This window comes from uncultured Ruegeria sp. (assembly GCF_947489545.1).
In the GTDB taxonomy this organism is placed as follows: domain Bacteria; phylum Pseudomonadota; class Alphaproteobacteria; order Rhodobacterales; family Rhodobacteraceae; genus Ruegeria.
In genome coordinates this window covers 281,468-305,652 of sequence record NZ_CANLDZ010000002.1, presented here as the reverse complement: position 1 = coordinate 305,652, position 24,185 = coordinate 281,468, and the positions used below count along the sequence as shown (strand labels likewise).

The 24,185-nt window shown below is 56.7% G+C and carries 22 protein-coding genes; 17 read left to right on the top strand and 5 right to left on the bottom strand.

The window, feature by feature from the left end:
• Positions 1-17: 17 nt before the first annotated feature.
• Together Q1B13_RS04195 and Q1B13_RS04190 are read left to right on the top strand one after the other, a co-directional pair.
• Positions 18-1,817 (top strand): ABC transporter ATP-binding protein/permease, encoded by a 1,800-nt coding sequence (locus tag Q1B13_RS04195; protein WP_299076263.1) that lies wholly within the window; start codon positions 18-20, stop codon positions 1,815-1,817.
• A gap of 45 nt (positions 1,818-1,862) precedes the next feature.
• Positions 1,863-2,261 carry a DUF2147 domain-containing protein gene (locus Q1B13_RS04190; protein WP_299076260.1) on the top strand — a complete coding sequence of 133 codons (399 nt, stop codon included), beginning with the start codon at positions 1,863-1,865 and terminating at the stop codon, positions 2,259-2,261.
• Positions 2,262-2,302: 41 nt separating this feature from the next.
• Here Q1B13_RS04190 and Q1B13_RS04185 read toward each other — a convergent pair whose 3' ends face one another.
• Both Q1B13_RS04185 and Q1B13_RS04180 read right to left on the bottom strand, forming a co-directional pair.
• Positions 2,303-6,172: an efflux RND transporter permease subunit gene (locus Q1B13_RS04185; protein ID WP_299076258.1), complete on the bottom strand. Its 3,870-nt coding sequence runs from the start codon at positions 6,170-6,172 to the stop codon at positions 2,303-2,305.
• The gene (locus Q1B13_RS04180; RefSeq protein WP_299076256.1) at positions 6,169-7,401 is read right to left on the bottom strand and encodes an efflux RND transporter periplasmic adaptor subunit; all 1,233 of its coding nucleotides are present in this window, start codon (positions 7,399-7,401) and stop codon (positions 6,169-6,171) included. The genes Q1B13_RS04185 and Q1B13_RS04180 overlap by 4 nt, the downstream gene beginning before the upstream one ends.
• Positions 7,402-7,626: 225 nt before the next feature.
• Here Q1B13_RS04180 and Q1B13_RS04175 point away from each other — a divergent pair, with 225 nt between their 5' ends.
• From Q1B13_RS04175 to Q1B13_RS04155, 5 genes are all read left to right on the top strand, one after another.
• Positions 7,627-8,298, top strand: coding sequence for a hypothetical protein (locus Q1B13_RS04175; protein ID WP_299076254.1), 672 nt, complete (start codon positions 7,627-7,629; stop codon positions 8,296-8,298).
• A 42-nt stretch (positions 8,299-8,340) separates the two neighbouring features.
• Positions 8,341-9,663, top strand: a complete 1,323-nt coding sequence (locus Q1B13_RS04170) for a PQQ-like beta-propeller repeat protein (protein WP_299076251.1) — start codon at positions 8,341-8,343, stop codon at positions 9,661-9,663.
• 48 nt (positions 9,664-9,711) lie between these two features.
• Positions 9,712-11,175 (top strand): ribosome biogenesis GTPase Der, encoded by a 1,464-nt coding sequence (der, locus tag Q1B13_RS04165; RefSeq protein WP_299076248.1) that lies wholly within the window; start codon positions 9,712-9,714, stop codon positions 11,173-11,175.
• Between the two features lie 164 nt (positions 11,176-11,339).
• On the top strand, positions 11,340-12,326 hold the full coding sequence (locus Q1B13_RS04160) for a fatty acid desaturase (protein ID WP_299076246.1): 987 nt from the start codon (positions 11,340-11,342) through the stop codon (positions 12,324-12,326).
• An 84-nt stretch (positions 12,327-12,410) separates the two neighbouring features.
• Positions 12,411-13,016, top strand: a complete 606-nt coding sequence (locus Q1B13_RS04155; protein WP_299076243.1) for a helix-hairpin-helix domain-containing protein — start codon at positions 12,411-12,413, stop codon at positions 13,014-13,016.
• 54 nt (positions 13,017-13,070) lie between these two features.
• Here the strand turns inward: Q1B13_RS04155 and serS are convergent, their stop codons facing one another.
• Both serS and Q1B13_RS04145 read right to left on the bottom strand, forming a co-directional pair.
• Positions 13,071-14,363 (bottom strand): serine--tRNA ligase, encoded by a 1,293-nt coding sequence (gene serS, locus Q1B13_RS04150; protein WP_299076240.1) that lies wholly within the window; start codon positions 14,361-14,363, stop codon positions 13,071-13,073.
• A gap of 80 nt (positions 14,364-14,443) precedes the next feature.
• Positions 14,444-16,111 carry a mechanosensitive ion channel domain-containing protein gene (locus Q1B13_RS04145; protein WP_299076238.1) on the bottom strand — a complete coding sequence of 556 codons (1,668 nt, stop codon included), beginning with the start codon at positions 16,109-16,111 and terminating at the stop codon, positions 14,444-14,446.
• A 201-nt stretch (positions 16,112-16,312) separates the two neighbouring features.
• On the opposite strand from Q1B13_RS04145, the gene yajC reads away from it, so the two are divergent.
• From yajC to Q1B13_RS04095, 10 genes are all read left to right on the top strand, one after another.
• Positions 16,313-16,600, top strand: a complete 288-nt coding sequence (yajC, locus tag Q1B13_RS04140) for a preprotein translocase subunit YajC (RefSeq protein ID WP_298936143.1) — start codon at positions 16,313-16,315, stop codon at positions 16,598-16,600.
• A gap of 33 nt (positions 16,601-16,633) precedes the next feature.
• Entirely contained in the window at positions 16,634-18,295 is a 1,662-nt protein-coding gene (gene secD, locus Q1B13_RS04135; RefSeq protein WP_299076235.1) for a protein translocase subunit SecD, read from the top strand.
• 1 nt (position 18,296) lies between these two features.
• A complete protein-coding gene (gene secF / locus Q1B13_RS04130) occupies positions 18,297-19,478 on the top strand; it encodes a protein translocase subunit SecF (protein WP_299076232.1) in 1,182 nt (393 codons plus the stop codon).
• The gene (locus Q1B13_RS04125) at positions 19,471-20,217 is read left to right on the top strand and encodes a sulfite exporter TauE/SafE family protein (RefSeq protein WP_298936140.1); all 747 of its coding nucleotides are present in this window, start codon (positions 19,471-19,473) and stop codon (positions 20,215-20,217) included. Before secF ends, Q1B13_RS04125 begins: the two co-directional genes overlap by 8 nt.
• Positions 20,218-20,226: 9 nt before the next feature.
• The gene (locus Q1B13_RS04120) at positions 20,227-20,580 is read left to right on the top strand and encodes an Mth938-like domain-containing protein (protein WP_299076229.1); all 354 of its coding nucleotides are present in this window, start codon (positions 20,227-20,229) and stop codon (positions 20,578-20,580) included.
• Between the two features lie 67 nt (positions 20,581-20,647).
• A complete protein-coding gene (gene ccmA, locus Q1B13_RS04115; RefSeq protein WP_299076226.1) occupies positions 20,648-21,262 on the top strand; it encodes a heme ABC exporter ATP-binding protein CcmA in 615 nt (204 codons plus the stop codon).
• The gene (ccmB, locus tag Q1B13_RS04110) at positions 21,259-21,915 is read left to right on the top strand and encodes a heme exporter protein CcmB (RefSeq protein WP_299076223.1); all 657 of its coding nucleotides are present in this window, start codon (positions 21,259-21,261) and stop codon (positions 21,913-21,915) included. The genes ccmA and ccmB overlap by 4 nt, the downstream gene beginning before the upstream one ends.
• Positions 21,916-21,976: 61 nt before the next feature.
• The gene (locus Q1B13_RS04105) at positions 21,977-22,750 is read left to right on the top strand and encodes a heme ABC transporter permease (RefSeq protein ID WP_299076220.1); all 774 of its coding nucleotides are present in this window, start codon (positions 21,977-21,979) and stop codon (positions 22,748-22,750) included.
• Positions 22,747-22,905, top strand: coding sequence for a heme exporter protein CcmD (ccmD, locus tag Q1B13_RS04100; protein ID WP_299076217.1), 159 nt, complete (start codon positions 22,747-22,749; stop codon positions 22,903-22,905). The genes Q1B13_RS04105 and ccmD overlap by 4 nt, the downstream gene beginning before the upstream one ends.
• Complete coding sequence (locus tag Q1B13_RS04095) at positions 22,898-23,437, top strand: DsbE family thiol:disulfide interchange protein (protein ID WP_298936134.1); 540 nt, start codon at positions 22,898-22,900, stop codon at positions 23,435-23,437. Before ccmD ends, Q1B13_RS04095 begins: the two co-directional genes overlap by 8 nt.
• Before the next feature lie 14 nt (positions 23,438-23,451).
• Here Q1B13_RS04095 and Q1B13_RS04090 read toward each other — a convergent pair whose 3' ends face one another.
• Positions 23,452-24,153: an SDR family oxidoreductase gene (locus tag Q1B13_RS04090; RefSeq protein ID WP_299076214.1), complete on the bottom strand. Its 702-nt coding sequence runs from the start codon at positions 24,151-24,153 to the stop codon at positions 23,452-23,454.
• Positions 24,154-24,185: the final 32 nt, after the last annotated feature.

The following is a 24,185-nucleotide window of genomic DNA, read 5'->3' as shown; positions in this document are numbered from 1 at the left end:
GATGAGACGGAATACCTATGCAATCGGATGACCATACCGACGACCGCCAGTCCGGCTGGCGTACAATCCGAAAGGTTGCGCCGTATTTGTGGCCCGATGACGAGCCATGGGTAAAGCGCCGGGTGATGATTGCGATGGCAATGCTGGTTCTGGCCAAGTTGATCGCAGTTTACACTCCGATTTTGTACAAAGGCGCAGTTGACGGCCTGGCGGGCGAGGGAGTTCCGCCGCTTGCGCTGGGCGCGGTTGGGTTGACCGTTGCTTATGGTGTGGCCCGGCTGATGACCGTTGGCTTTCAGCAGTTGCGAGATGCAGCCTTTGCGCCGGTGGGTCAGCGTGCTTTACGGGCACTGGCATTGGAGACGTTCGGACATATACATCAGCTTTCGATGCGCTACCACGTCACGCGGCGCACCGGCGGTCTGAGCCGTATCATCGAGCGTGGCGTCAAAGGCGTTGAGTTTTTGCTGCGCTTCTTGCTGTTCTCGATTGGTCCGTTGATCCTGGAACTGCTGTTGGTCGGCATTATCCTGATGTGGTTGTTCGACGTCTGGTACCTGGTTGTCGTGGCTGTTACGATCGCTTTCTACATCTGGTTTACTTTTGCGGTGACCGAATGGCGCGTGAAACTGCGGCGCGAGATGAATGACCAGGATACCGAGGCCAATCAGCGCGCCATCGACAGTCTGCTGAATTTCGAAACCGTCAAATATTTCAATGCAGAAACGCGCGAAGCTGAACGATATGACGTGTCGATGAAGGCTTATGCCGGCGCAGCACTGAAAACGGCCTATTCGCTTGCCTTCTTGAACTTCGGCCAGTCCTTCCTGATCACCTGTGGTCTGATCGGCGTTATGGTTCTGGCGGCTATCGGAGTGCAGAGCGGATCGCTTACCGTTGGCGATTTCGTGATGGTCAACGCCTATATGATTCAGATCACTGTACCGCTGAACTTTCTGGGCACAGTGTATCGTGAAATCCGCCAGTCGCTGGTTGATATGGGTCAGATGTTCGATCTGCTGGAGCAACCCGCCGAGGTGACCGACAGGCCGGATGCAACGCCTTTGCAGGTCAATGGCGGAGAGGTAACCTTGGACAACGTCCATTTCGGCTATGACGCGGATCGCGAGATTCTCAAAGGAGTGTCACTGTCCGTTCCAGCTGGTCAGACCGTGGCCATTGTTGGCGCGACCGGGTCGGGCAAGTCGACGATTGGGCGGTTGTTGTTCCGTTTCTATGACGTGACGGGTGGGGCTTTGAAGATTGACGGGCAGGACGTGCGGGATGTGACGCAGAACAGCCTGCACGCGTCCATTGGTGTGGTGCCGCAGGACACGGTGCTGTTCAATGACACGATCCGCTACAATATCGCCTATGGGCGGGATGGGGCGACGCAGGACGATGTTGAGGATGCGGCCAAGGCCGCCCAGATCCATGATTTCATCGCAACACTGCCAGAGGGCTATGACACCAAGGTTGGCGAACGTGGTCTGAAACTGTCGGGTGGCGAAAAACAGCGTGTGGGCATCGCGCGGACACTTCTCAAAAACCCGCCAATCCTGTTGCTGGACGAGGCGACCTCGGCATTGGACACCGACACGGAACAAGACATCAAAGACGCGTTGGCACGTGCGGGTGAGGGGCGGACCGTGATCACCATCGCCCATCGCCTTAGCACCATTGCCGAGGCCGATCAGATTGTGGTTCTGGAAAGCGGTGAGATTGTCGAACAAGGCACGCATGATGAACTGCATATGCGCGAGGGTCGCTATGCGCAGCTGTGGAACCGGCAGCAATCGGATACTCAGGCGGCCTGATCGCAAATTGTTTAAGACGAAACACCGATATGTGGAGGCATTTTAATGCGTAGCACTTTATTGAAAGCTCTCGGACCAGCCCTGGCGGTTCTGCTGTTTCCGGTTATGGCTATGGCTGATCCTATTGTTGGGGTTTGGAAAACAGAACCCGACCGGAAAAACTTGATCTCTCACATCAAGATCACAGCTTGCGGAGATAATTTTTGCGGCAAAATCCAGTCAGCCTATGACGCCGCTGGCAAAGAAGTTCAAACTCCGAACATCGGTAAAAAGCTGTTTTGGGATGTGGCCAGTGAAGGCGATGGCAAATACGGCGGAGGGGAATTTTGGGTCCCTTTGATTGATGTCGATGCTGTCCCTCAGATGACCTTGCAGGGGGATCAACTGATGGTCAAAGGGTGCGAGCATCTGGTGTGTGCTCATCAGACTTGGACCCGCCTATAGACGGCAAACAAAAAGGGCCGGAAAACCCGGCCCTTGTCTGATTACTCCGCGGCTTTCAGTGGGGCGCCGTGTGGATGTTCCGATCTGTCGTCTTGCTGATCTGCCTGATCCGGAACGGATCCCGGGATGTCGCTCCAGACAATCTCGGTTGATTGCATTGCGCGGGCGCTGCGTCCGATAGCCATATCTTGCGCGATCTGACTGGAACGACCGGCCGTCACCCGGGCGAGAAGTCTGGCAATCCAAACGGCATAGGTCGCGACCCACACGCGCAAGGCCAGGAAGGAAGGCGTCACGATCAACGTCAGCACGGTGGCGATGCCCAGGCCGAACACAACCGCCGTCGCCAGCTGTTTCCACCACAGGGCCGTCGGGCTGTCGATGCTGTAACCGCCATTGATGAAGTCCAAAGACAGGCCGAACATCATCGGTGTCAGACCAGCCATCGTAGTCAAAGTAGTCAGCAGAACCGGACGGATACGAGCCTCGGCCGTGCGGACAATTGCATCGATCCGGGGCATATAGCGGCTGTATTCCTGATAGGTATCAATAAGAACAATGTTGTTGTTCACCACGATACCCGCCAAGGCAACGATCCCCGTTCCGGTCATGATGATCGAGAAAGGCTGCTGCATGACCATCATCCCGATCAGCACGCCTGTGGTCGAAAGAACCACGGCCAACAGAACCAGAACCGAGTTGTAGAACGAGTTGAACTGGGCCAGTAGGATGACAAACATCAAACCCAGCGCACCTGCAAAAGCGTTTACCAGAAACGCGCCGGATTCGGCCTGATCTTCCTGATCACCGGTCCATTCCCAACTGATCGTTTTGGCGAAGGGTTCGGTGTCCAGCCATTGAGTGAGTTTTTCGATACGTTCGTTAGCGGTCATCGGAACCAATGTGGCAGTTGCCTTGCCGGCGTCGATTTGGCCTTGTACCGTGTTTAGGTCAATTGACTGAGTTACCTCTGGTACATTGTAACGCAAAGTTTCAGGAGCGAAGAATAGCGAGAATGGAAATGACCTTTGCTTTAACGATGTGACATTGAATGGTTCACCATTTTCCGCTTGGTCCTCTGAAACACTGTAGCCGAAACCAATGTCTAGTTTACCTTCTTCTACCGGATTCTCGTTTTCATCCAATGGAGTCAATTGTAGTATTTCGATGCCTTCCACGACATCCGCTTTGACGTCATAATAGCGTTCCTGATCCACGCGATTGATCTCGGCCAGCTTAGCCACCGGTTGCCGGGTCACGAAGTTGGACAGCGGTACCAGCCCGTCCTGGGTCCGGACCTTAAGAACGTCCAGTGTGGACAGCACGCGGTCTTCTTCCGGCAGGCGGACACGGATTTCGATTTCTTCATCCGTGGTATCAGGGCGCATTTCGCCCAGCAGAATGCCTCGGGTCACCAGCTGAACCATGGCGCCAACGGTTGCTACGTCAGCCCCAAAACGGCCCGCCTTCGCCACATCAACGTCGATCTGCCAGTCGATACCAGGCAGGGGCAGGGTGTCTTCGATCTTGATCAGACCGGGGGTGGTTTCAAACGCCTCTCGCGCGGCAACCGTGGCGGAGGTCAGGTCATCCCACCCGTTTCCTTTGATGCGCAGGTGGACGGGTTTGGCCGAGGCCGGGCCTTGTTCCAACGGCAGAATCTCGACCACGAAGCCGGGAATTTTTGCCAGCTCGACGTTCAGTTCTTCAAGCACAAAGTCGCCGTCATATTCCGGCGCAACCACGTGCCGGTCAAACAGACCGCCAGCAATAGGCTCAGAGATATTCGGACGATCTTCCCAAGGGATGATTTCGAACTGGACCCGTCCTACCGTATCGGCCGGGGCGGATGCGCCACCGGTGTTCTGGTTCAGCCCGCCTTCGCCAGCAAACGAAAAGACGTTGATCACGGCCGGGTGTGATGCGATCACCTGCTCGGCCTCGTAGACCATTGCGTCCATCTCGGTCAGCGAGATGTTGCCGCGCGCACGCACATAAGCAGTCGCCTGTTCCGGCTCGCTTTCGACAAAGAACTCGACGCCGCGATTGTTGGCCCCATAAGCGGACATGACCATCATGACCGCGAAGCCAATGGCGACGATCGACACGATCGGCATGATTGGATTGCCGACCAGGAATTTAATGACATAGCCGAATGGTGTGTGTTCCTTGGCTGTATGTACGCGTGTTTCCGGCGCGCGTTCTAGTCTCGCAGCACCCAAAGTGACCGATCCGGCAAAAGCGCCTGCGATCACAAGAATTGCACCGAACACGACACTGCCTGGCGTGCCTGCGGGCAAAAGATAAGTTGGGTTCAACACCTGCATCGCCCCAAGAAACACGAGGTAGAACGAAGGGGGCACCAGAACCGCCCGCAGCCACCAGGGTGTTCGTGCCCTCAACCAGTCGGAGGAGCGGTCAAAAACACGGCTGAGCCGTCCGGACACACCGCCCATGACCGGCAGGTAGATCAGCGCGACGATCAGAGACGCTGACAGAACAAAGATCAGCGTGACGGGCAGCATCCCCATGAACTCACCCGGTACGCCAGGCCAGAACAGCATTGGAAGGAAGGCACATAGCGTCGTTGCCGTTGATGACACGATAGGCCAGAACATCCGCTGGGCTGCCTCGACGTAGGCGTGCATTGGGCCGACGCCGTCCTTGATACGTTTGTCCGCGTATTCCACCACAACGATGGCGCCATCAACCAGCATGCCCACCGCAAGGATCAAACCGAACATCACGATGTTCGAAATGCTAATACCCATGACGGCCAAAAACGCAAAACACAAAAGGAAGGAGGTCGGGATAGCAAAGCCCACCAGCAAAGCGGCGCGCGATCCCAACGAGGCAAGCACCACGATCATCACCAGCGCAATCGCGGTCAGCACTGACCCTTCAAGCTGGCTGACCATCGATCCGACAATCCGGCTTTGGTCGTTTGAGGTGCCGACGTCGACAGCGGCCTGCAATTCAGCTGGCCATTTGGTCTGAGCATCGGCAATGGTGGCTTTGACCTGTTCAACTGTGTCGATCAGGTTGAAACCCTTGCGCTTGACCACCTGCAGCGCCACGGTTGGTGCGCCGTCAAAACGGGCTGTGCCCTCGCGGTCCTCAAAGGTGTAGTTGATCTCGGCAAGTTCTCCCAAGGTCACGACGCGGTCGCCGTTGACCTTGATCGGTAACTCATAAACGTCTTGCGCGGTTTTGAAGGATGATGGGATCTTGACCGAGAACGTGCCTTGTTCGGTTTCAACCTCACCCGCAGCAATCAATTGGTTGTTGTTTTGCACAACGCTGATCAGCTCCGCAGCCGTTACGTTATACGCTTCCAACCGCAGAGGGTCGATTATAACCTCCAGCAACTCATCGCGATTGCCGGCAATCCCGGCCTCCAACACGGAATCCAGCGCTTCCAAATCGTCCTGAAGGTCCTTGGCCACGCGGGCCATGGTTCGTTCGGGTACCGAACCAGTCAGGTTCACGATGACTATGGGAAACTCCGAGAAGTTGATTTCGTACAGGGAATATTGTTCAGCGCCTTCGGGGAATTCTGCCTGCGCCGTATTCATGGCATCACGCACATCCGCCATGATGGCCGTTTTGTCCCAGCCAAAATCAAACTCGAGCGCGACACCGCCATAGCCTTCGGCGGCAGTCGAGGACATTTCTTTCAGGCCATCCAGATCCGCAAGTTCGGTTTCCATCGGCTTGACCAGAAGGTTTTCCGAGTCTTCAGCGGAAATTCCCGGGAACTGGACCGAGACGAACAACGCAGGGATTTCAATGTCCGGCTCACCTTCCTTCGGCAGGCTTACATACGCAAACCCGCCAATGACCAGTGAGATCGCGATAAATGCCAGAACCATTCGGGCCCGTTCGGAAGCCCAGCTTACAATACCCGTCATTGCGAAGCTTCCCGATATGTCGGCGCAACCGTCACGCCACGTGTCACGAATTCCTGACCGACTACAATGACGTCAACAGTTTCAGCCAAACCGTCGATCCAGACGCCTTTTGATGTGTCGCGTAAAATGCGAACGGGCACAAAGTCGACAACATTGCCGGTTCCGACGGTGCGAACACCAAGCTGTCCTTCGTTGTTCAGGGTCAGGGCAGATTGTGGCAACAGATGCGCTTTGGCCCCTTCGGCGGCAATCCGGATCGTTGCCGTTTGACCATCGCGGATGGTCAGGTCAGCGTTCGGTACCGTGATCTCGACTTCGAATGTGCGGGTGGTTTCATCTGCAGACCGGCTGAGAAAGGTAACCCTACCCGTAACCTGCCGACCCGTGACCAGCTGCGCTTCGGCCTCAGAGCCGACAAGAACGCGGTTCACTTCGGTTTCTGGTACAAAGCCAACCAATTTGATCGGGTCCAATTGGATCACGGTCGCGCACAAGGCACCGGGCTGCAACAAGCTACCTAACTCAGCAGTGTCGCTTTCCAGCAGGCCTTTGAAAGGCGCCTCGATGGTCAGCCGGTCGATTTCACGCTGGGCTGCTTCGACCTCGGCGGCGGCGGCTTCGATACCGGCCCGAGTGGCTTCAAGGCCAGCTTCGGCCGACTTAATACCAGCCTCGGCGGTGCTCATTGCGGCCTCGCTTGAGATGCGCCGGGTTTCAGACCCGAACCCTGAATCGGATAGTTTACGGGCAGCCGTCAGATTGATGTCGGCTTCTGCTACCAGCGCATGCGCTTCTTCCAAACGTGCCTCTGCCTCGGGGACGCGGCTTGCAGCTTCAAGTTTGCCAGCCATCGCCTCTGCCAGGCTAGCGGGGCGGGTTCCGGGGTCTAGCTGGCACAGCAGGTCGCCAGCCTCGACAAATGCACCGCGGCGTTTGGGTTCTGAGATGACCGTTGACGTGGTTTCAGCCAGAACTTCGACTTGTCGGTTTGCTTTGGTTTGCCCACGCAGCAAGACAGCGCTGTCGATTTCGCGCGCCTCTGAGTGGAAAGCGATGACACCAACGGCGGTTTCGCTGACACTCGTTTCTTCGGTTGCCTCGCCACCTTCTGTGGCGGGTACGTCTGCCTCGCCGCGACCAGCGAAGGCAAATAGCGCGTCGCGTTCAAAAACAAGGAAATACAGGGCGACAATGACCAAAATGGCGTTGATGAAAGAAATCAAACGCATGCAGTGCTTCTCCTAAGAACAATGCGCCAAAATTATTTGACGTGCATGCCTCAAAATGGGGCCGGGCATGTATCTTTTCCACACTAAACTGAATAGTTCGGTTTATTTTTTTTCGCAAGACCGGATCGACGCGGCCTATTTGTGCAAAATCGGACCCTTGGCTTGGCCGTGGTGCCGGGGTATGACATGGCGCACGATAGCAAGATACACAGCCTGGGGGCAGGAATGAGCGATACCGACAGTTTCATTGATGAGGTCACAGAAGAGGTGCGCCGCGACCGGATGTACCTGCTTTTGCGCCGGTGGGGCTGGATTGGTGTTGTGGCTGTCATCCTGATCGTTGGTGGAGCGGCCTATAACGAATACCAGAAAGCGCGCGACACCTCTCAGGCGCAAGAGCTGGGCGACTCGATTCTCGCGGCTTTGGATGAGAATGATTCCGCAGCGCGTGCAGCAAGCCTAGATGGCGTTCAGGCGCAATCCCCGGGCGGTGATGCGGTGTTGAATATGCTACTCTCGGCCTCTCAGATAGACGCCGGATCCGAAGAAGACGCGGTCAACAGCCTCAACAGCGTTGCCGTTCAGGGTGAATTGCCCGAGATCTACCGCGCGATTGCAAGTTTTAAGGCGCTGCTGTTGCAGAGTGATACCTTGCCAGCCGCTGATCGCCGCCTGCAATTCGAAGCTTTGGCCGTGCCGGGGGCGCCGTTGCGCCTGTTGGCCGAAGAACAGTTGGCGTTGATTGACGTGTCCGAGGGCAATATCGACGCCGCGCTCGACCGGTTGCAAGCTTTGCGTCAGGATGCCGAAGTGGGCGTCGATCTGCAGCAGCGTGCGGCCCAATTGATTGTGGCGTTGGGCGGCGAACCTGAACCGCTTGTGGCGCAGCAGGGCTGATCTGGCGGGACAACAAACTATGACAGGCGAGTTCAGAAGAATATGGTAACAAGATTTTTTTCCCGTTTGGGAGTGCCAGCAGCTGCCGTTGCGCTGACGACACTGGCCGCCTGTCAGGAGCCCGAGATCATTCTGCCAGGTGCGCGCGAAGATATTCGCCCGGCATCTGACACCGAAACGGTGGAAACCCGTGGATCACAACCCGTCAGTCTCCCAGCGCAAAATGCGAATGCAAGCTGGCCTCAAAGCCCCGGTACGGCGGCCTTTCGCACAACCAATGCTGCATTGCGCGGCACCCCGCAGTTGACGTGGTCGACGTCGATCGGCAATGGCGACTCGCGCAAGCAGCGCATCACGGCCGAGCCGGTGGTCGCTGGAGGGTTGATCTATACGCTTGATTCCGGTGCTACGGTTTCAGCTGTGTCGCCGCAGGGACAGCTTGTTTGGAACACCAACCTTATCCCGGCCAGTGACGGAGACTCGGATGCCACGGGCGGCGGAATGGCCTATTCGAATGGCGTCCTCTATGTCTCGTCCGGTTTTGGACGGCTGACAGCTCTTGATGCCAAATCGGGCACGATCCGCTGGCAAAAGCGCTTGAACGCAACTGGCAGCGGCGCGCCGTTGGTCAGCGACGGATTGTTGTACCTTGTCGCCGGTGATGAAACCGGTTGGACTGTGGATACCAAAGATGGCCGTATCGCGTGGCAAATCGAAAGCACGCCGAGCGTCGGCAATGTTCTCGGGGCACCAGCGCCTGTCCTGACGTCGGATCTTTCGGTTTTTGCCTTTGGGTCCGGTGATATTACGGCGACGTTCCGCAAGGGTGGCATTCGCCGTTGGAACGCTTCGGTCGCAGGTGGGCGCCGGGGGCGCGCTGCAGCACAGATCGTTGATGTGACCGGGGGCCCTATAGTTGCAGGTGACACAATATATATCGGCAACCATTCGGGTCGTACTGTAGCATTTGATGCCGCATCGGGTGAGCGTCGCTGGACTGCTGACGAAGGCGCCGTCGATACGGTTTGGCCAGCGGGGAACAGCATCTACTTGATTAGCGACCGCAGCCAATTGGTGCGTTTGAATGCGTCGGATGGCACTGTCGTCTGGGCACAGGATCTGCCGGGTTTCGTCAAGGACAAGCCTAAGCGGCGCGGCCCGATCTTTGCCCATTACGGCCCAATCCTGGCTGGCGGGCGCATTGTTGTCGCGTCGAATGACGGATATCTGCGTTTCTTCAATCCGGTGGATGGATCGCTTGTGCATCGCGTTGAAGTGCCGGGTGGCGCGACGACAGCACCTGTCGTTGCAGGTCAGACCCTTTATGTGGTTTCGACCAAGGGCCAACTGCACGCTTTCCGTTGACGACAAGATGCGCTAAAGGGCGCGTCTGAGTCTTGAAAGTTGAGTATCATGTCGCTGACCCTCGCCATCGTGGGGCGCCCCAATGTGGGCAAATCCACACTGTTCAACCGCCTTGTAGGCAAACGACTGGCCTTGGTCGATGACCAGCCTGGCGTGACGCGTGACTTGCGCGAAGGCGAAGGGCGACTGGGCGATCTGCGGTTTACCGTGATCGACACGGCGGGGCTTGAGGACGCAACCGACGATAGCCTTGAGGGGCGCATGCGCCGCCTGACCGAACGCGCCGTCGACATGGCCGATGTCTGCCTGTTTATGATTGATGCGCGCGTGGGGCTGACCCCCACCGATGAGATGTTTGCCGAAATTCTGCGCAAGCGGTCAAAACACGTGATCCTTGCGGCCAACAAGGCCGAAGGCAACGCGGCTGATGCAGGGGTGCTAGAGGCCTACAACCTAGGTCTCGGCGAACCGGTTCGTCTTTCAGGCGAGCATGGTGAAGGGATGGCTGACCTATATGATCAGCTCATGCCTTTGGCGGATGCGGCCGAAGAACGGGCGGTGGATGACACCCCCATAACGAACATTGAACTGGATGAGGATGGCGAGGGCGAGACGCCTCTGATCACGGCAGAAAAACCATTGCAGGTGGCTGTTGTTGGTCGTCCGAATGCCGGAAAATCCACACTGATCAACAAGATCATGGGCGAAGACCGCTTGCTGACGGGGCCCGAGGCCGGGATCACGCGCGACGCCATCAGCTTGCGTGTCGACTGGGCGGACCCTGACGGGAACAGCACACCGATGCGTATCTTTGATACCGCAGGCATGCGCAAGAAAGCCAAGGTTCAGGAAAAGCTGGAAAAGCTCTCGGTGTCAGACGGGCTGCGGGCCGTCAAGTTCGCCGAGGTTGTGGTTGTTCTTCTGGACGCGGCGATTCCGTTCGAACAGCAGGACCTGCGCATCGCAGATCTTGCCGAACGCGAAGGCCGTGCTGTTGTCGTTGCCGTCAACAAATGGGACATCGAAGAGGACAAGCAGGAAAAGCTGCGCGATCTCAAAGAATCTTTCGATCGGCTGCTGCCACAGCTACGTGGCGCGCCGCTGATTACGGTCTCTGCAAAAACAGGTCGGGGGCTTGAGAGGCTTCGTGATGCCATCCTGCGCGCCCATGATGTGTGGAACCGACGGGTACCGACGGCTGCACTAAACCGCTGGCTGACGGCCATGCTGGAGCAGCACCCGCCACCAGCGCCGCAGGGACGACGGATCAAACTGCGCTACATGACCCAGGCCAAAACTCGGCCGCCAGGATTTGTGGTTATGTGCTCCCACCCCGACAAGGTGCCGGCCAGCTATTCCCGGTATCTGGTGAACGGTCTGCGCGAAGACTTTGATATGCCCGGCTCGCCGATCCGCCTGACACTGCGCGGGCAAGGGGATAAGAACCCCTACAAAGGGCGGCGCAAGAAAAACGCTGGTGCATTGGCCAAACATCTCAAGGGTAAGGCGTAACTGCGCCAATTTTCAGCACTTTTACTGTCAGGGCGTGACAGTCTGTTTTCGGCGCGCTAGCATTTGCTTGCGTGCATATGTTTTCGTGTGCGCCGCTTGTACACGGGTGATCCGTGCATCGTTTTGGAACAGTTTGAACCGGACCATCGTGGGGAGCGGGCTGGATGGATCTGAGGGAATATACTCGACAATACGCAGTTCAGGACAACGGTCTTGCTGCGCTAAGCTATTTCGGCACGTTTGCGGTGTATTTTGCATCGCTGGCCCTGGCGATTACTTATGTTGACCGCTGGTACGTTATGGTGCCGGCGGGGATCGTCTTTGCCTTTTCTGCCGTTCGTTTATACGTGCTGCAACATGATTGCGGGCACCACTCGTTGTTTTTAACACGCGAGCAAAACGAATGGGCCGGGCATGGCCTGTCGCCTTTTACATTTGCGCCGTTCGAAGTGATGAAACAGAACCACAATCTGCACCACAGCGGTATCGGAAATCTGGAGCATAGAGAGACCGGCGAAATCCACACGATGACCCTGCGCGAGTGGCGCGTGGCGGATTGGAAAACCCGGCTTTACTACCGGCTGTACCGCAATCCGTTCATCCTTGTGCCGCTTGGTGCGCTGTTTACGTATTTCATTCGTTACCGTTGGCCCAAGAACACTGTGCGGTTCGGGGTAACGGGCGTTTTGCTCCACAACGTCTCGATCGTGATTTTTCTGGGCTTGCTTTACATGATTGCCGGCACTACCGGCATTCTTGTTTGGCTGGTATTCTCTTTTCTGGGGGGGATGCTGGGCGTATTCCTTGTGTATTTGCAGCATAACTTCGAAGATACGTATTGGGATCGCCGTCCGGACCTGAACCCGCAGTTGGCGGCCCTGGAAGGGTCATCGGCTTTGGATTTCGGCTGGTGGTTCGACAATGCCGTGGCCTGTATCACGCTGCACGACATTCACCACTTCAATGCGCGTATCCCGTCTTATAGGCTACGCGCCTGTCATTACAACCTGCCGCCCGAATTCACCCCTAGACGGATCAAATTTCCCGAGGCAGTGGCGGCTTTGAACCTCAAGCTTTGGGATGAGGACGCGAAACGGCTTGTGCCGTTCCCAAAGAACGAGCCTAAATCGGATCTGGCTCACAGCAGCTAGGACTGCTGGCTGAAGTTTTGAAAAGCTTGTAGGTTCGTATATCTTGCGTATATACGAATGTGCAGGGAGCAAAAGAAGGGACCAATGATGACCGCAGTGACCGATGTTAAAGGTGTAGGAGAAACGCTGGGCAAGGCGTTGAACTCCAACGGTTTCAGAACCGCAGAAGCGATTGCCAAGGCAAACCCGGCGGATTTGGTCAAGGTTCCTCGTATTGGTGCTGCTCGTGCGCTTGTGTTGATTTCTGCGGCAAAGGACGCCATCGCCTCCAAACCTGCAGCCACTACTAAAGCAGCTGCCAAACCGGCGGCGCGTCGTGCACCGGCGCGAAAACCGGCGACCCGGAAACCTGCCACCCGAAAGCCTGCGGCGCGTAAGACCGTTGCTGCCGCTGCTGCTGAAAAACGGGCTGAAGATGCCGCGCGCAAGGCGGCCAAGGAAAAAGCTGAGGCCGAGTTGGCCGCAGCCGAGGCCAAGAAAAAAGCCAAAGCCAAGGCCAAGGCCGAAAAAGCTGCCAAAAAACGCAAGGAGATGGAGGCCGCATTCACCAAAGCCAAGGACAAGGTGAAAGCCAAATCCAAAAAGGACAAAAAGTCCAAGAAGGATAACAAAAAGAAGGCCGACAAAAAGAAAGACAAAAAGTCAAAGAAGGACGGCAAGAAAAAGGATGGAAAAAAGGCGAAGAAGTAATCTTCTTCGCCTTGTTACGCTCGCTGAACCGGCGTCTTGGGTGCCGGTTTTTTGTTAGCTTAGTGTGCCGTCAGTTTGCAGCGTCAGCTTTCCACCCATATAGGGACCCAAAGGCTGCGGCAGCGATACGGTGCCGTCCTCGTTTTGTCCATTTTCCAGAACCGCGATCAGGCAGCGCCCGACGGCAAGGCCCGACCCGTTCAACGTATGGACATATTCCGGTTTGCCACCGCCTTCGGGACGGAAGCGTGCGTTCATTCGACGTGCCTGAAATGCACCCGTGGTCGATACCGAGCTGATTTCGCGATACGCGTCCTGTCCGGGCAACCAGGCCTCGATGTCGAACGTACGGCGTGCACCAAAGCCCATATCGCCGGTGCACAGGACAACGGTCCGATAGGGAATGCCCAATTGCTCCAACAAGTCCTCGGCGCAGCGGAGCATGCGTTTCTGTTCTTCATCCGAATTGTTCGGATGGGTGATCGAGACCATCTCGACCTTTTCGAACTGGTGCTGACGCAGCATGCCTGCTGTGTCTTTGCCCGCGCTTCCAGCCTCGGACCGGAAACAGGCGGTATGCGCGGTCATGCGGATGGGCAGGGTGGCTTGATCCAGAATATCGCCTGACACCGAGTAGGTCAGAGTGACCTCAGATGTTGGGATCAACCACCAGCCATTTGTTGTCTGATAGCTGTCATCGCCGAACTTAGGCAACTTGTCTGTGCCATACATAGCCTCGTCGCGTACCAGAACCGGTGTTTGCATCTCGGTCAGGCCGTTTTTGTCGATATGCGTGTCCAGCATGAACTGGGCCAGAGCCCGGTGGATGCGAGCCACGCCCTTGGACAGGTTCACAAACCGGCTGCCGCTGGTTTTAGCGGCGGTTTCAAAATCCATTGCCGCCGCGACGGCCGGGATTTCATAGTGCTCTTTGGGATCGAAATCGAAGTTGCGCGGCGCACCCCAGCGATTGACCTCGACATTGTCGTTTTCGTCTGCGCCTTGCGGGACGTCATCGGCGGGCAGGTTGGCGATGCGCGCCAGCTGATCGGTCAGCAGCGCGTCCAGGTCCTTAGCCTCAGTCTGCATCTGGGCGATTTCCGCCTTTTTCTCGGCGACCAGCGCGCGCAGGCGTTCGAACTCGACCTCATCGCCGCGCCCTTTGGCGGCGCCAACTTCTTTGGACGCCTTGTTCTGTTCTGCCTGCGCCGTTTCCGCAGCCAGAATCTTGGCACGGCGACTCTCATCCAGGCGCAACAGGTCTGACGACACCGGCGCGTCCCCACGGCGCGCAAGGGCGGCGTCAAAGGCGGCGGGGTTTTCGCGAATGGCGCGGATGTCGTGCATGAGTCATGTCCTTAATGCGTGAATCACTAAAGGCGCTTATGCACTATCTCGCGGGCAGGGTGTAGCGCTGGCGTAGGAAATTACTCCGTGTTTGCATCATCCTGATCGTCTTCATGTGCAAGATGCCCATCCCAGGGTTCTGACGGGATTTTAGGTTCCGGTGGATCAGCCATGTAGGACGGGGTCATGATCTGTACGTTGTTCTCGTTGAACACGGCGACAATGTTGCGATGCAGGTCCGATTTGATCCGGGGAATGATGCTGCCACGGGTGGTATATCCGTTGATCTGATAGTCGATCGCGTAGTCTGCCAGGGCGGTCCACAGAACAAAGGGTTCCGGCTTGGTTTTGATGCTTTTGGTCCGATGGGCGGCCTCGATCAACATGGCCTCGACCTTGGCCGGAGGTTCTTCATAGCCAATGCCAACCGTCGTGTGCAAAAGCAGGCCGCTGCCGTCGGTCTTTTTTGAAAAATTGATCACATCTGAGTTCATCAGCTGTGCGTTGGGGATCGAGATCAGCTCGTTCTTGATGGATTTCAGGTGTGTCTCCATCAGTTTGATCCGCACAACATCGCCGATATGTTCGCCAATCTGAATGCGATCCCCGATTGAGGTGGACCGCCGATAAATCACGAACAGCCCTGCCAGCATATTGGATACAACCGAATTCGCGCCCAGCGACAGCATTGCCCCCACCAGAATGGTCAGGCCCTGAAAGGCCGCTGAATCCGAGCCCGGAATGTAGGGCACAGCAAAGACAAGCGCGATCAAAACCACAACGACACGCGCAATGTTGAAGGTCGGCCCAATCCAGTGCTTGTCGAAATCGCGCATCTCAAACGTGCCAGCTTCGACCGCATCAAAAAACACGCGCATCCCTTTGATAATGTACAACGTCACCCATGTGATCAGGGCCAGCATGATCAGATTGGGGACATAACTGACGATGCCTTTGACGATCACCAGCACCGGGTCAGTGAGATAGGTCAGCAGAACTTCGGCGATGTATCTGGTTTCTGCAAAGGACAGCAGGACAAAGGACAGGTAGTAATAAAACCCCAGAAAGAAGATAACCAACAGAACGAAATTCAGGCCATAGCGGATCAAACCCGCGATGGCTTCGGCCTGGACATGTTCGGCAGTCGCAGTTTCAACGCCTTTCAGATAGCGCTGTACGATCTCGAAGGTGCGCCGTTTAATCCTGCGATATAGCCACATGATCAGGGTGACGAAAAGTATGAATCCAATGGTCCATGCCCCGGCCTCGATTGCGCCAGATACACGGGCCTGATCAGTTCGGTTCGCCCGGTAGCTGGCAATCGCCGCCCCGATGACATCGCCATGCAACTGACTGAGAACGCTCAGTTCAACTTGTTCCAGCTCAGCATCCGCCGCCGTAACAACCGAAACCTGAATGCCATCAACTAGGATGGCTGTGCCCAGCTCGGTCTGTTCATAGGTGATTGTAACACTCGGCGCTTCTGACGCTTCGGCGGCGTTGATGATCTGGTTTTGAACCCTTTCTGCCCGTTCGCTGGCGGGCAGGGCGCTTGTGCCGCGCAGGTGGAACAGCGCCTCACCATCTACGACCACAGGAGCCTGGAAAACATCCGATTGTGTGGCGTCGGTTTCCGCATTGTCAGACGCGTCTTCTTGTGCGTGAACCGGCCCGACCAATCGGATGATCAGAAAAACAGCAAGCAGGAAATGAACCAGCAACTGGAAGCGTTTGAAAAGATGGGGCATCGGTCCTCCTGCGGGCCGACTATATCCAAGTGCGTCTGCGTTCCTAGGACATATCTGCAACGTTCGCGATCATCTTTTGTGTTTGGTGCGATATTCGGGTGGGTTGCAGCGCCGCGTTTGCTTGCAAACGCTTAAATCAAAGCATAGGTTCGCGCCAAATTTGCGGAAACACGCCGCAACATCTGAACAAAGGAATATCCCATGGATGGTGGCGCAATCGCCCAATTTCTCCCGCTGATCCTGATTTTTGCGATCATGTATTTCCTGCTGATCCGTCCGCAGCAGAAGAAAATGAAGGAACATCAGGCTATGGTCGAGGCTGTGCGCCGGGGCGATCAGGTAGTCACCCAAGGCGGTCTGATTGGCAAAGTGTCCAAGGTCAAGGAAGGCGACAACGAGATTGAAGTCGAAATCGCCGACGGTGTTAAGGTTCGCGTGGTCAAGTCGACAATCGCTCAGGTGCTGAACAAGACCGAACCGGCGAAGTAATTTCGCGCCACAGTTCCTTGAAAAGGCAGGGTAATGCTGCAAATTGATACCTGGAAGCGGGTTCTGATCTGGCTGGTCTGCGTGACTGGCCTGCTGATGGCCCTGCCGAATGCGTTTTATACGCGTGTCGAACAATCGAACGATGCCAAAGCCGCTATTGAGCTGGGCATCGAAACACCCGAGATGCAGGCCGAGGCCGCGCAGTGGCCGAACTGGATGCCGTCGTCTCTGGTCAATCTGGGCCTCGATCTGCGCGGGGGTGCGCATCTGCTGGCCGAAGTGCAGGTTGGTGACGTCTACGAATCCCGTATGGAGGCCATGTGGCCCGAGATCCGGGATGCGTTGCGGGATGAACGCGCAACGATTGGGACCATCCGCAAACAACCGTCCGACCCTGATGAGATTCGTGTTCGTATCAGCGAGCCCGCAGGTATGCCCCGCGCGCTTGAGGTTGTGCGCGGTCTGGCCCGTCAGGTGCAGACCCTGACCGGTGTGGGCGCCACGGATATCGAGGCGCGTGCCGAGGGTGACACGATTGTTGTGCAACTGTCCGATGCCGAAAAGCTGGCCTCGGATGATCGCACCGTTCGCCAGTCGTTGGAGATTGTGCGCCGCAGAATTGATGAGGTCGGCACACGTGAACCGACAATTCAGCGCCAAGGTACCGATCGTATTCTGATTCAAGTGCCGGGTATCGGTAGTGCGGGTGAGCTGAAAGAGATCATCGGGACGACCGCTCAGCTGACGTTCAATCCGGTGGTCAATCGCGGAACAGACGCGGATGCCGTGCCTGGGATCGGTGAAAGTCTTGTGCCTTCGTTGGACGAACAGGGACTGTTCTACATGATCGAGTCCGCCCCGGTTGTGACCGGCGAAGAATTGGTGGATGCGCAACCGGCGTTTGACCAAAACGGCCGCCCGGCGGTGAGCTTCCGTTTTAACACGTCTGGTGCCCGCAAGTTTGGTGACTACACCCGTGACAATGTAGGCTCACCCTTCGCCATTGTTCTGGATGACGAGGTCATTTCAGCCCCGGTCATCCAAAGTCATATTCCGGGGGGGTCTGGTATCATCACCGGAAACTTCACTGTCGAAGAAAGCACCAACCTGGCGGTTTTGTTGCGTGCTGGCGCGTTGCCTGCGGGCTTGGAGTTTCTCGAAGAACGCACCATCGGCCCGGAGCTGGGCCAGGACAGCATCGATGCGGGTAAAGTTGCGACCATTGTGGCATTCGTTGCCGTGCTGGTCTTTATGGCGCTCAGCTATGGTTTGTTTGGCCTGTTCGCCAATATTGCGTTGATCATCAATGTGGGGTTGTTGTTCGGTTTGCTGTCCCTGATCGGGGCGACGCTGACGCTGCCGGGTATCGCCGGGATCGTTCTGACGGTTGGTATGGCGGTGGACGCCAACGTGCTGATCTTTGAACGTGTCCGCGAAGAACTTAAGTCCGCCAAAGGCCCCGCGCGTGCAATCGAGCTGGGTTATGAAAAGGCGTTGTCGGCCATTCTGGACGCCAACGTGACCACGTTTATCACCGCCGTCATTCTATTCGCCATGGGCAGCGGCCCTGTGCGCGGCTTCGCCATCACTCTGGGCTTGGGCATTTTGACATCGGTCTTCACTGCGATCTTCGTGACGCGCCTGATGATCGTTATGTGGTTCGAGCGCCGCCGTCCGAAAACGATCGAGGTTTGACATGAGACTGAAACTCGTACCCCAGAGCACCTCGTTCGATTTCTTCAGCCGCTGGAAGCTGTGGTTGGGCATCTCCGGCCTTATGATGGTGATCGCTTTCACATCTTTCATGCTGCAAGGCCTGAACTTTGGTATCGACTTCCGCGGTGGCACAACGATCCGAACGCAAAGTACACAAGAGATCGATGTAGGTGCGTATCGTGATGCGATGACGTCACTTGAGTTGGGCGATGTCTCTATTACTGAAATCTTTGATCCTAGCTTCGGACCGAATGACAACGTAGCAATGGTCCGCATTCAAGCTCAGGATGGCGAAGAGGCCGTCACCGCTCGGACAATCTCGCAGGTAGAACACGCACTAGCTGGAGTGACCGGAAGTAAGATGTTTGCCACTCTCGAAGGAACCGACGGAGCAAGTGTGAATACGACGGCCTTGGAAACAGCCTTTGAGATTCTAGGTGGTGTACGAGATACGGACGGTGCGAACATATTTGTGTTTCCCGCTGGCAGCAGTTTTGAACTGCGTGAGGAAATTTCGAAAGCCGCAAAGTCACAAGGAGCGGAAAGCAACCCTTCGTTTAGCTACGACAATATTAGCTTTCCATCCGTCGAATCCGTTGGCCCGAAAGTGTCCGGCGAGCTGATCCAAACTGCTGTTATCGCGGTCGTTTTGGCTATCGGAGCAGTGCTTGTCTATATCTGGCTGCGGTTCGAATGGCAGTTTGCATTGGGCGCTGTGGCTGCGTTGGTGCACGATGTAATCCTGACAATCGGCATCTTCTCGGAACTGCAAATTCGGTTCGATCTGGCCATTATCGCGGCGCTTCTGACCATCGTGGGTTACTCGCTGAATGACACTGTGGTCGTGTTTGACCGGGTGCGAGAGAACCTGAGGAAATACAAGAAGAAGGACCTCAAAGAGGTTCTGAACATCTCGATCAATGAAACGCTTAGCCGGACAGTGATGACCTCGGTTACCACGCTGCTGGCTCTGATCTCGCTTTACGTGCTGGGCGGTGATGTGATCCGCGGATTTGTCTTTGCGATGATCTGGGGTGTGATCGTGGGGACGTATTCTTCTGTCTTCGTCGCGTCGACCATCCTTTTGTGGCTGGGCGTAAAGCGCGACTGGTCCAAACCGTCAAACACCTCTGGCAATCAATTTGCCAACGTCGATGCCTGAGATTTTTGGTCAGTCCCCACAGGGGCTGGCCATTATTCTATTTGCAGCTTTTATGGGCGGCATAGTGCGGGGCTTTTCAGGGTTTGGTACGGCTCTGATATTCCTTCCACTCGCAACACCTCATCTTGGTCCGTTTGGTGCACTGATCGGGCTGACGATCATGGACATCTTTGGTCCTCTGCCCAATCTGCGTCGCGCATGGTTGGTGGTGGACAAGGGCGATTTGACCCGGCTTGTTCTGGGCTGCGCCCTGGTCTTGCCATTGGGCCTTTGGCTGTTGACGCAGGTCGAACCCGAGGTGTTTCGCTATGCGGTTAGCTTCGTTGCCCTGTTCATGCTTGCAGTCTTGATCCTTGGGGTGCGGTATCGAGGCAGGGTCAGCCGAACCATGGTCACTGCTATCGGTGGGGCCGCCGGGTTTCTGGGTGGTGTTGCCGGTCTGCCCGGTCCCGCCGTCATTCTGTTTTACATGTCCCGCCCTTTGCAAATCGAAACGATACGGGCGACAATTTTGCTGTTCCTGTTCGGTTTTGATTTCCTGATCCTTGGATATCTGACGGGGATGGATCGTGTGACGCTGGCGACCGCCGGTCTTGGGCTGGCCCTGGCGGTGCCAAATCTGATTGGCAACTGGTTGGGCGGCTGGCTGTTCCGACCGGACCGAGAGCAGCTGTACCGGGCCGCAGCTTACCTTGCGATTGCATTGGCGGCCTTGTCGGGCCTGCCGCTTTGGGGCTAGAACGCATCTATGCGGTTGAACGAAATCACATATAGCAACGCAGTACCGATTGACGGCTACGGACCTGGCTTTTTTCGCATTGGCGGCAAGGCATACGAAGGTGCCGTCTTGACTGGACCTGAAGGCACAAGCGTTTGGGGCGGATATGCGGATCAGGCGTCGCTATTGGCGCTGGCGGATAAGGTAGACGTTGTGTTTATCGGCACCGGTGCCGAGTTGGCGCACATTCCGCCTGCATTGCGAAACGCGCTGGAAGCCGCCGGAATGGGGGTTGAGAACATGAACTCTCCGGCCGCATGCCGCACCTATAACGTCTTGTTGTCCGAGGGCCGCCGCGTCGCGCTGGCCCTGTTGCCGGTCTGAGATCGCGTCAGTGACCTGCGGCAAATCCCGCCTTTTGCCCCCAACGGCAATGCGATAGGCGGGCCCCATGACATTGACCGTAACCGATCTGACCATCACCCGAGGCGGCGTCCCCGTGCTGGAGGGTCTGAACTTCGCGCTGGAAACGGGCAGGGCCCTTATTCTGCGCGGCCCAAATGGAATCGGGAAGACCACATTGCTGCGAACGCTGGCCGGGTTGCAGCCACCGCTTGTGGGGACGATTAAGGGCGCAGAGGATCAGATCGCATATGCGTCGCATTCGGACGGCTTGAAGCCGACCCTGACGGTGACTGAGAACCTGGCTTTTTGGGCCTCAGTTTTCGGCACTGACAGTATTCAGCCTGCGCTGGATGCTTTCGCGTTGAATGAGTTGGCAGACCGTCAGGCCGGTAACCTGTCCGCCGGGCAAAAACGCCGGCTTGGACTGGCGCGCATGTTGGTCACCGGGCGCCCGATCTGGATGCTGGATGAACCAACGGTGTCTCTGGACAAGGATGCAGTACAGATGTTTGCCGAAGCTGTCCGAGCGCATCTTGCAGAGGGCGGTTCGGCGCTGATTGCCACCCATATCGACCTTGGTCTGGATGGGGACATTCTGGATGTCGGTGCCAACAAGGCCAAGTCCGGCCTACTGGATGACTTTGACGGAGGCTTTTTATGATCGCCCTGTTGCTGCGTGATCTGAAACTGGCCTTTCGGGCTGGTGGTGGTTTTGGTTTGGGTCTGGCCTTTTTTCTGATCGTAACTGTTATGGTGCCGTTTGCCGTCGGTCCTCAGTCTTCACTGCTGGCCACAATCGCGGCGGGGGTGTTGTGGCTGGGCGCGCTTTTGGCGTGCCTGCTATCGCTGGATCGACTGCTTGCGTTGGATTGGGAAGACGGGTCGCTGGATCTGTTGGCCACGGCGCCTTTGCCGCTTGAGGCCGTCGTTACAATCAAGGCACTAGCCCATTGGCTGACAACCGGATTGCCCTTGGTTCTGGTGGCTCCAATCCTGGGGGTACTGTTGAACCTGCCTGCTCCCGGGTTCTTTTGGCTAGTCATTTCACTGTTGGTCGGCACGCCGGCCCTAAGCGTGATCGGGACGTTCGGCGCGGCCCTGACCGTGGGCCTGAAACGGGGCGGTTTGTTGCTGTCGCTTCTGGTGCTTCCGCTTTACGTGCCGACGCTGATTTTTGGGGCAGAGGTTGCCCGCCGCGGTGCACTCGGAATGGAGACGCAAACACCACTGCTGATGTTGGCCGGGATCACGGCTGCAACCATCGCTTTGCTGCCTTTCGCCAGCGCAGCCGTATTGCGGATCAATCTGCGGTGAACCGCCACAGTTTTGACCGATGTCAATTGAGAACAACTCGGATTTGGACTAGATAAAACCCATGTCTATCGCAGCCAAAGCCAACGCCCTTTGGGAATACGCCAACCCGCGAAAATTCCTTGCGACCAGCGAGCGTGTCTTGCCGTTTTTCTGGATCACCTCGATGTTTTGTATCGCCTTAGGGCTGGTTTGGGGGTTTTTCTTCACACCGGACGATTACAAGCAAGGGTCGACGGTCAAGATCATCTATCTGCATGTCCCCGCAGCACTGATGGCGATCAATTGCTGGCTGATGATGCTGGTAACCTCGCTGATCTGGCTGGTGCGCCGACACCATGTCAGTGCGCTGGCGGCGCGGGCAGCGGCCCCGATTGGGATCGTGATGACCTTGATCGCTCTGGTCACAGGAGCGATCTGGGGACAGCCGATGTGGGGCACCTGGTGGGCCTGGGATCCACGGCTGACCTCATTCCTGATCCTGTTTTTGTTCTATCTGGGCTACGTTGCGCTATGGGAGGCAATCGAAGATCCCGATACGGCGGCTGATCTGACCTCGGTCCTGTGTCTGGTGGGATCGGTCTTTGCGATCCTTAGCCGCTATGCCGTGAATTTCTGGAACCAGGGTCTGCATCAGGGGGCTTCGGTTCTTCGGGCGGGGGCCGTTACCGGCACAGATACCGAAGAGAAGGTCAGCAACATCTTTTTCTACCCGCTGCTGGTCTGCATCATTGGGTTTGTGCTGCTGTTTGTGGCTTTGGTTCTGTATCGCACAGGCACGGAAATTCGGGCGCGTCGGATAAAGGCGTTGCTGGCACGGGAGAGGGTAGGCGGATGATCCCTGATCTTGGAAAATATACTGATACAGTTCTGACATCTTATGCGGTATCGATTGTGTTATTGGCGGCACTGATCGTGTTCAGCGTGCTGCGCGGTCGTAAAGTGCGGGCCGAGATGGAAAAGGTTGAACAAAGGATGACGCGAAATGGCTAAAATCTCGCCCCTGATGGTTGCGCCGCCGCTGATTTTTGGCGCCTTTGCCGTGCTGGCAGGGATTGGCATGTTCCGCGACGATCCAAATGCCCTGCCATCAGCCCGCGAAGGTCAAGCCGCGCCGCCGGTTGTCCTGACCGAGTTTCCGGGCAAACCGTTGTTCGATGACACAACGTTGCGCGACGGAGAGGTCAAGCTGGTCAACTACTGGGCCAGTTGGTGCGCCCCGTGCCGGGCCGAACACCCCAATCTTGAGGCTTTGTCGCAGGAAGGCATTCCGGTCTACGGGATCAACTATAAGGACAAATTGGACAATGCCGAGGCTTTCCTGACCGAGTTGGGCGACCCCTACGAAGCCATCGGACGGGATGAGCAGGGACGCATGGCACTGGATTGGGGCCTGTATGGCGTGCCGGAAACCTACGTGATTGACGGCGAAGGCACAGTTATTCTGCGGTTTGCCGGGCCAATAACTCAGCGCGTTATCGAAAGCACGATCCGCCCGGCGCTGGAAAAAGCCGCAGGCGGATAGCGGTGGCAATGCCGCTAGAGCCGATAGCCACCCGTTACGCCCAAGACTTCTCCGGTTACAAAACCGGCAGCATCTGAAGCCAGAAACCGAACGACCTTGGCGATATCTTCGGGCGTCCCGGCCCGACCAAGCGCGGTGTCTTTCACAAACAGTGCGGTCAGTTCCTCGGGTCGTGGCGCTTCCGGGATGTTGATTGCGCCCGGAGCAATGGCGTTCACCCGGATGCCTGTCGGGCCGAGTTCTTTGGCCATCCCGCGGGTCCAAAGGTTCAGGGCCGCTTTGCTGGCACCATATGTAACGGCATCTTTGGGTGGCAATACGGCGTTCATCGACGAGATGCTGACTAGCGACGCACCGCGTTTCAGGTGAGGCAATGCAGCAGCCAATAAGGCGGCCGGTGCCAACAGGTTGAGGTCGAGCATTGCCCTATGTTCTTCGGCTCGGAAATCCTCTTTCGGTGTGGATCGCACAAGGCCCGCATTGTTCACAATGACATCCACTTGGCCGAAACGATCGATCACCTGATCGACAACCTTTTCAGCCCGACCTGCTTCCGTCAGATCGGACTGGATGGCCAGAAGATCATCGCCAACAAGAGAATTGTCCGGTTCGGTCGAAAGCCAGGTGAAGGCAACGCGATGATCGCGGCTTAGGTCTTCGACAATTGCGCGTCCGATGCCGCGAGCACCACCTGTGATCAGAGCAACTTTTTTCATAGGGGCACCAAACCGTCAATTCGACCGGAAGG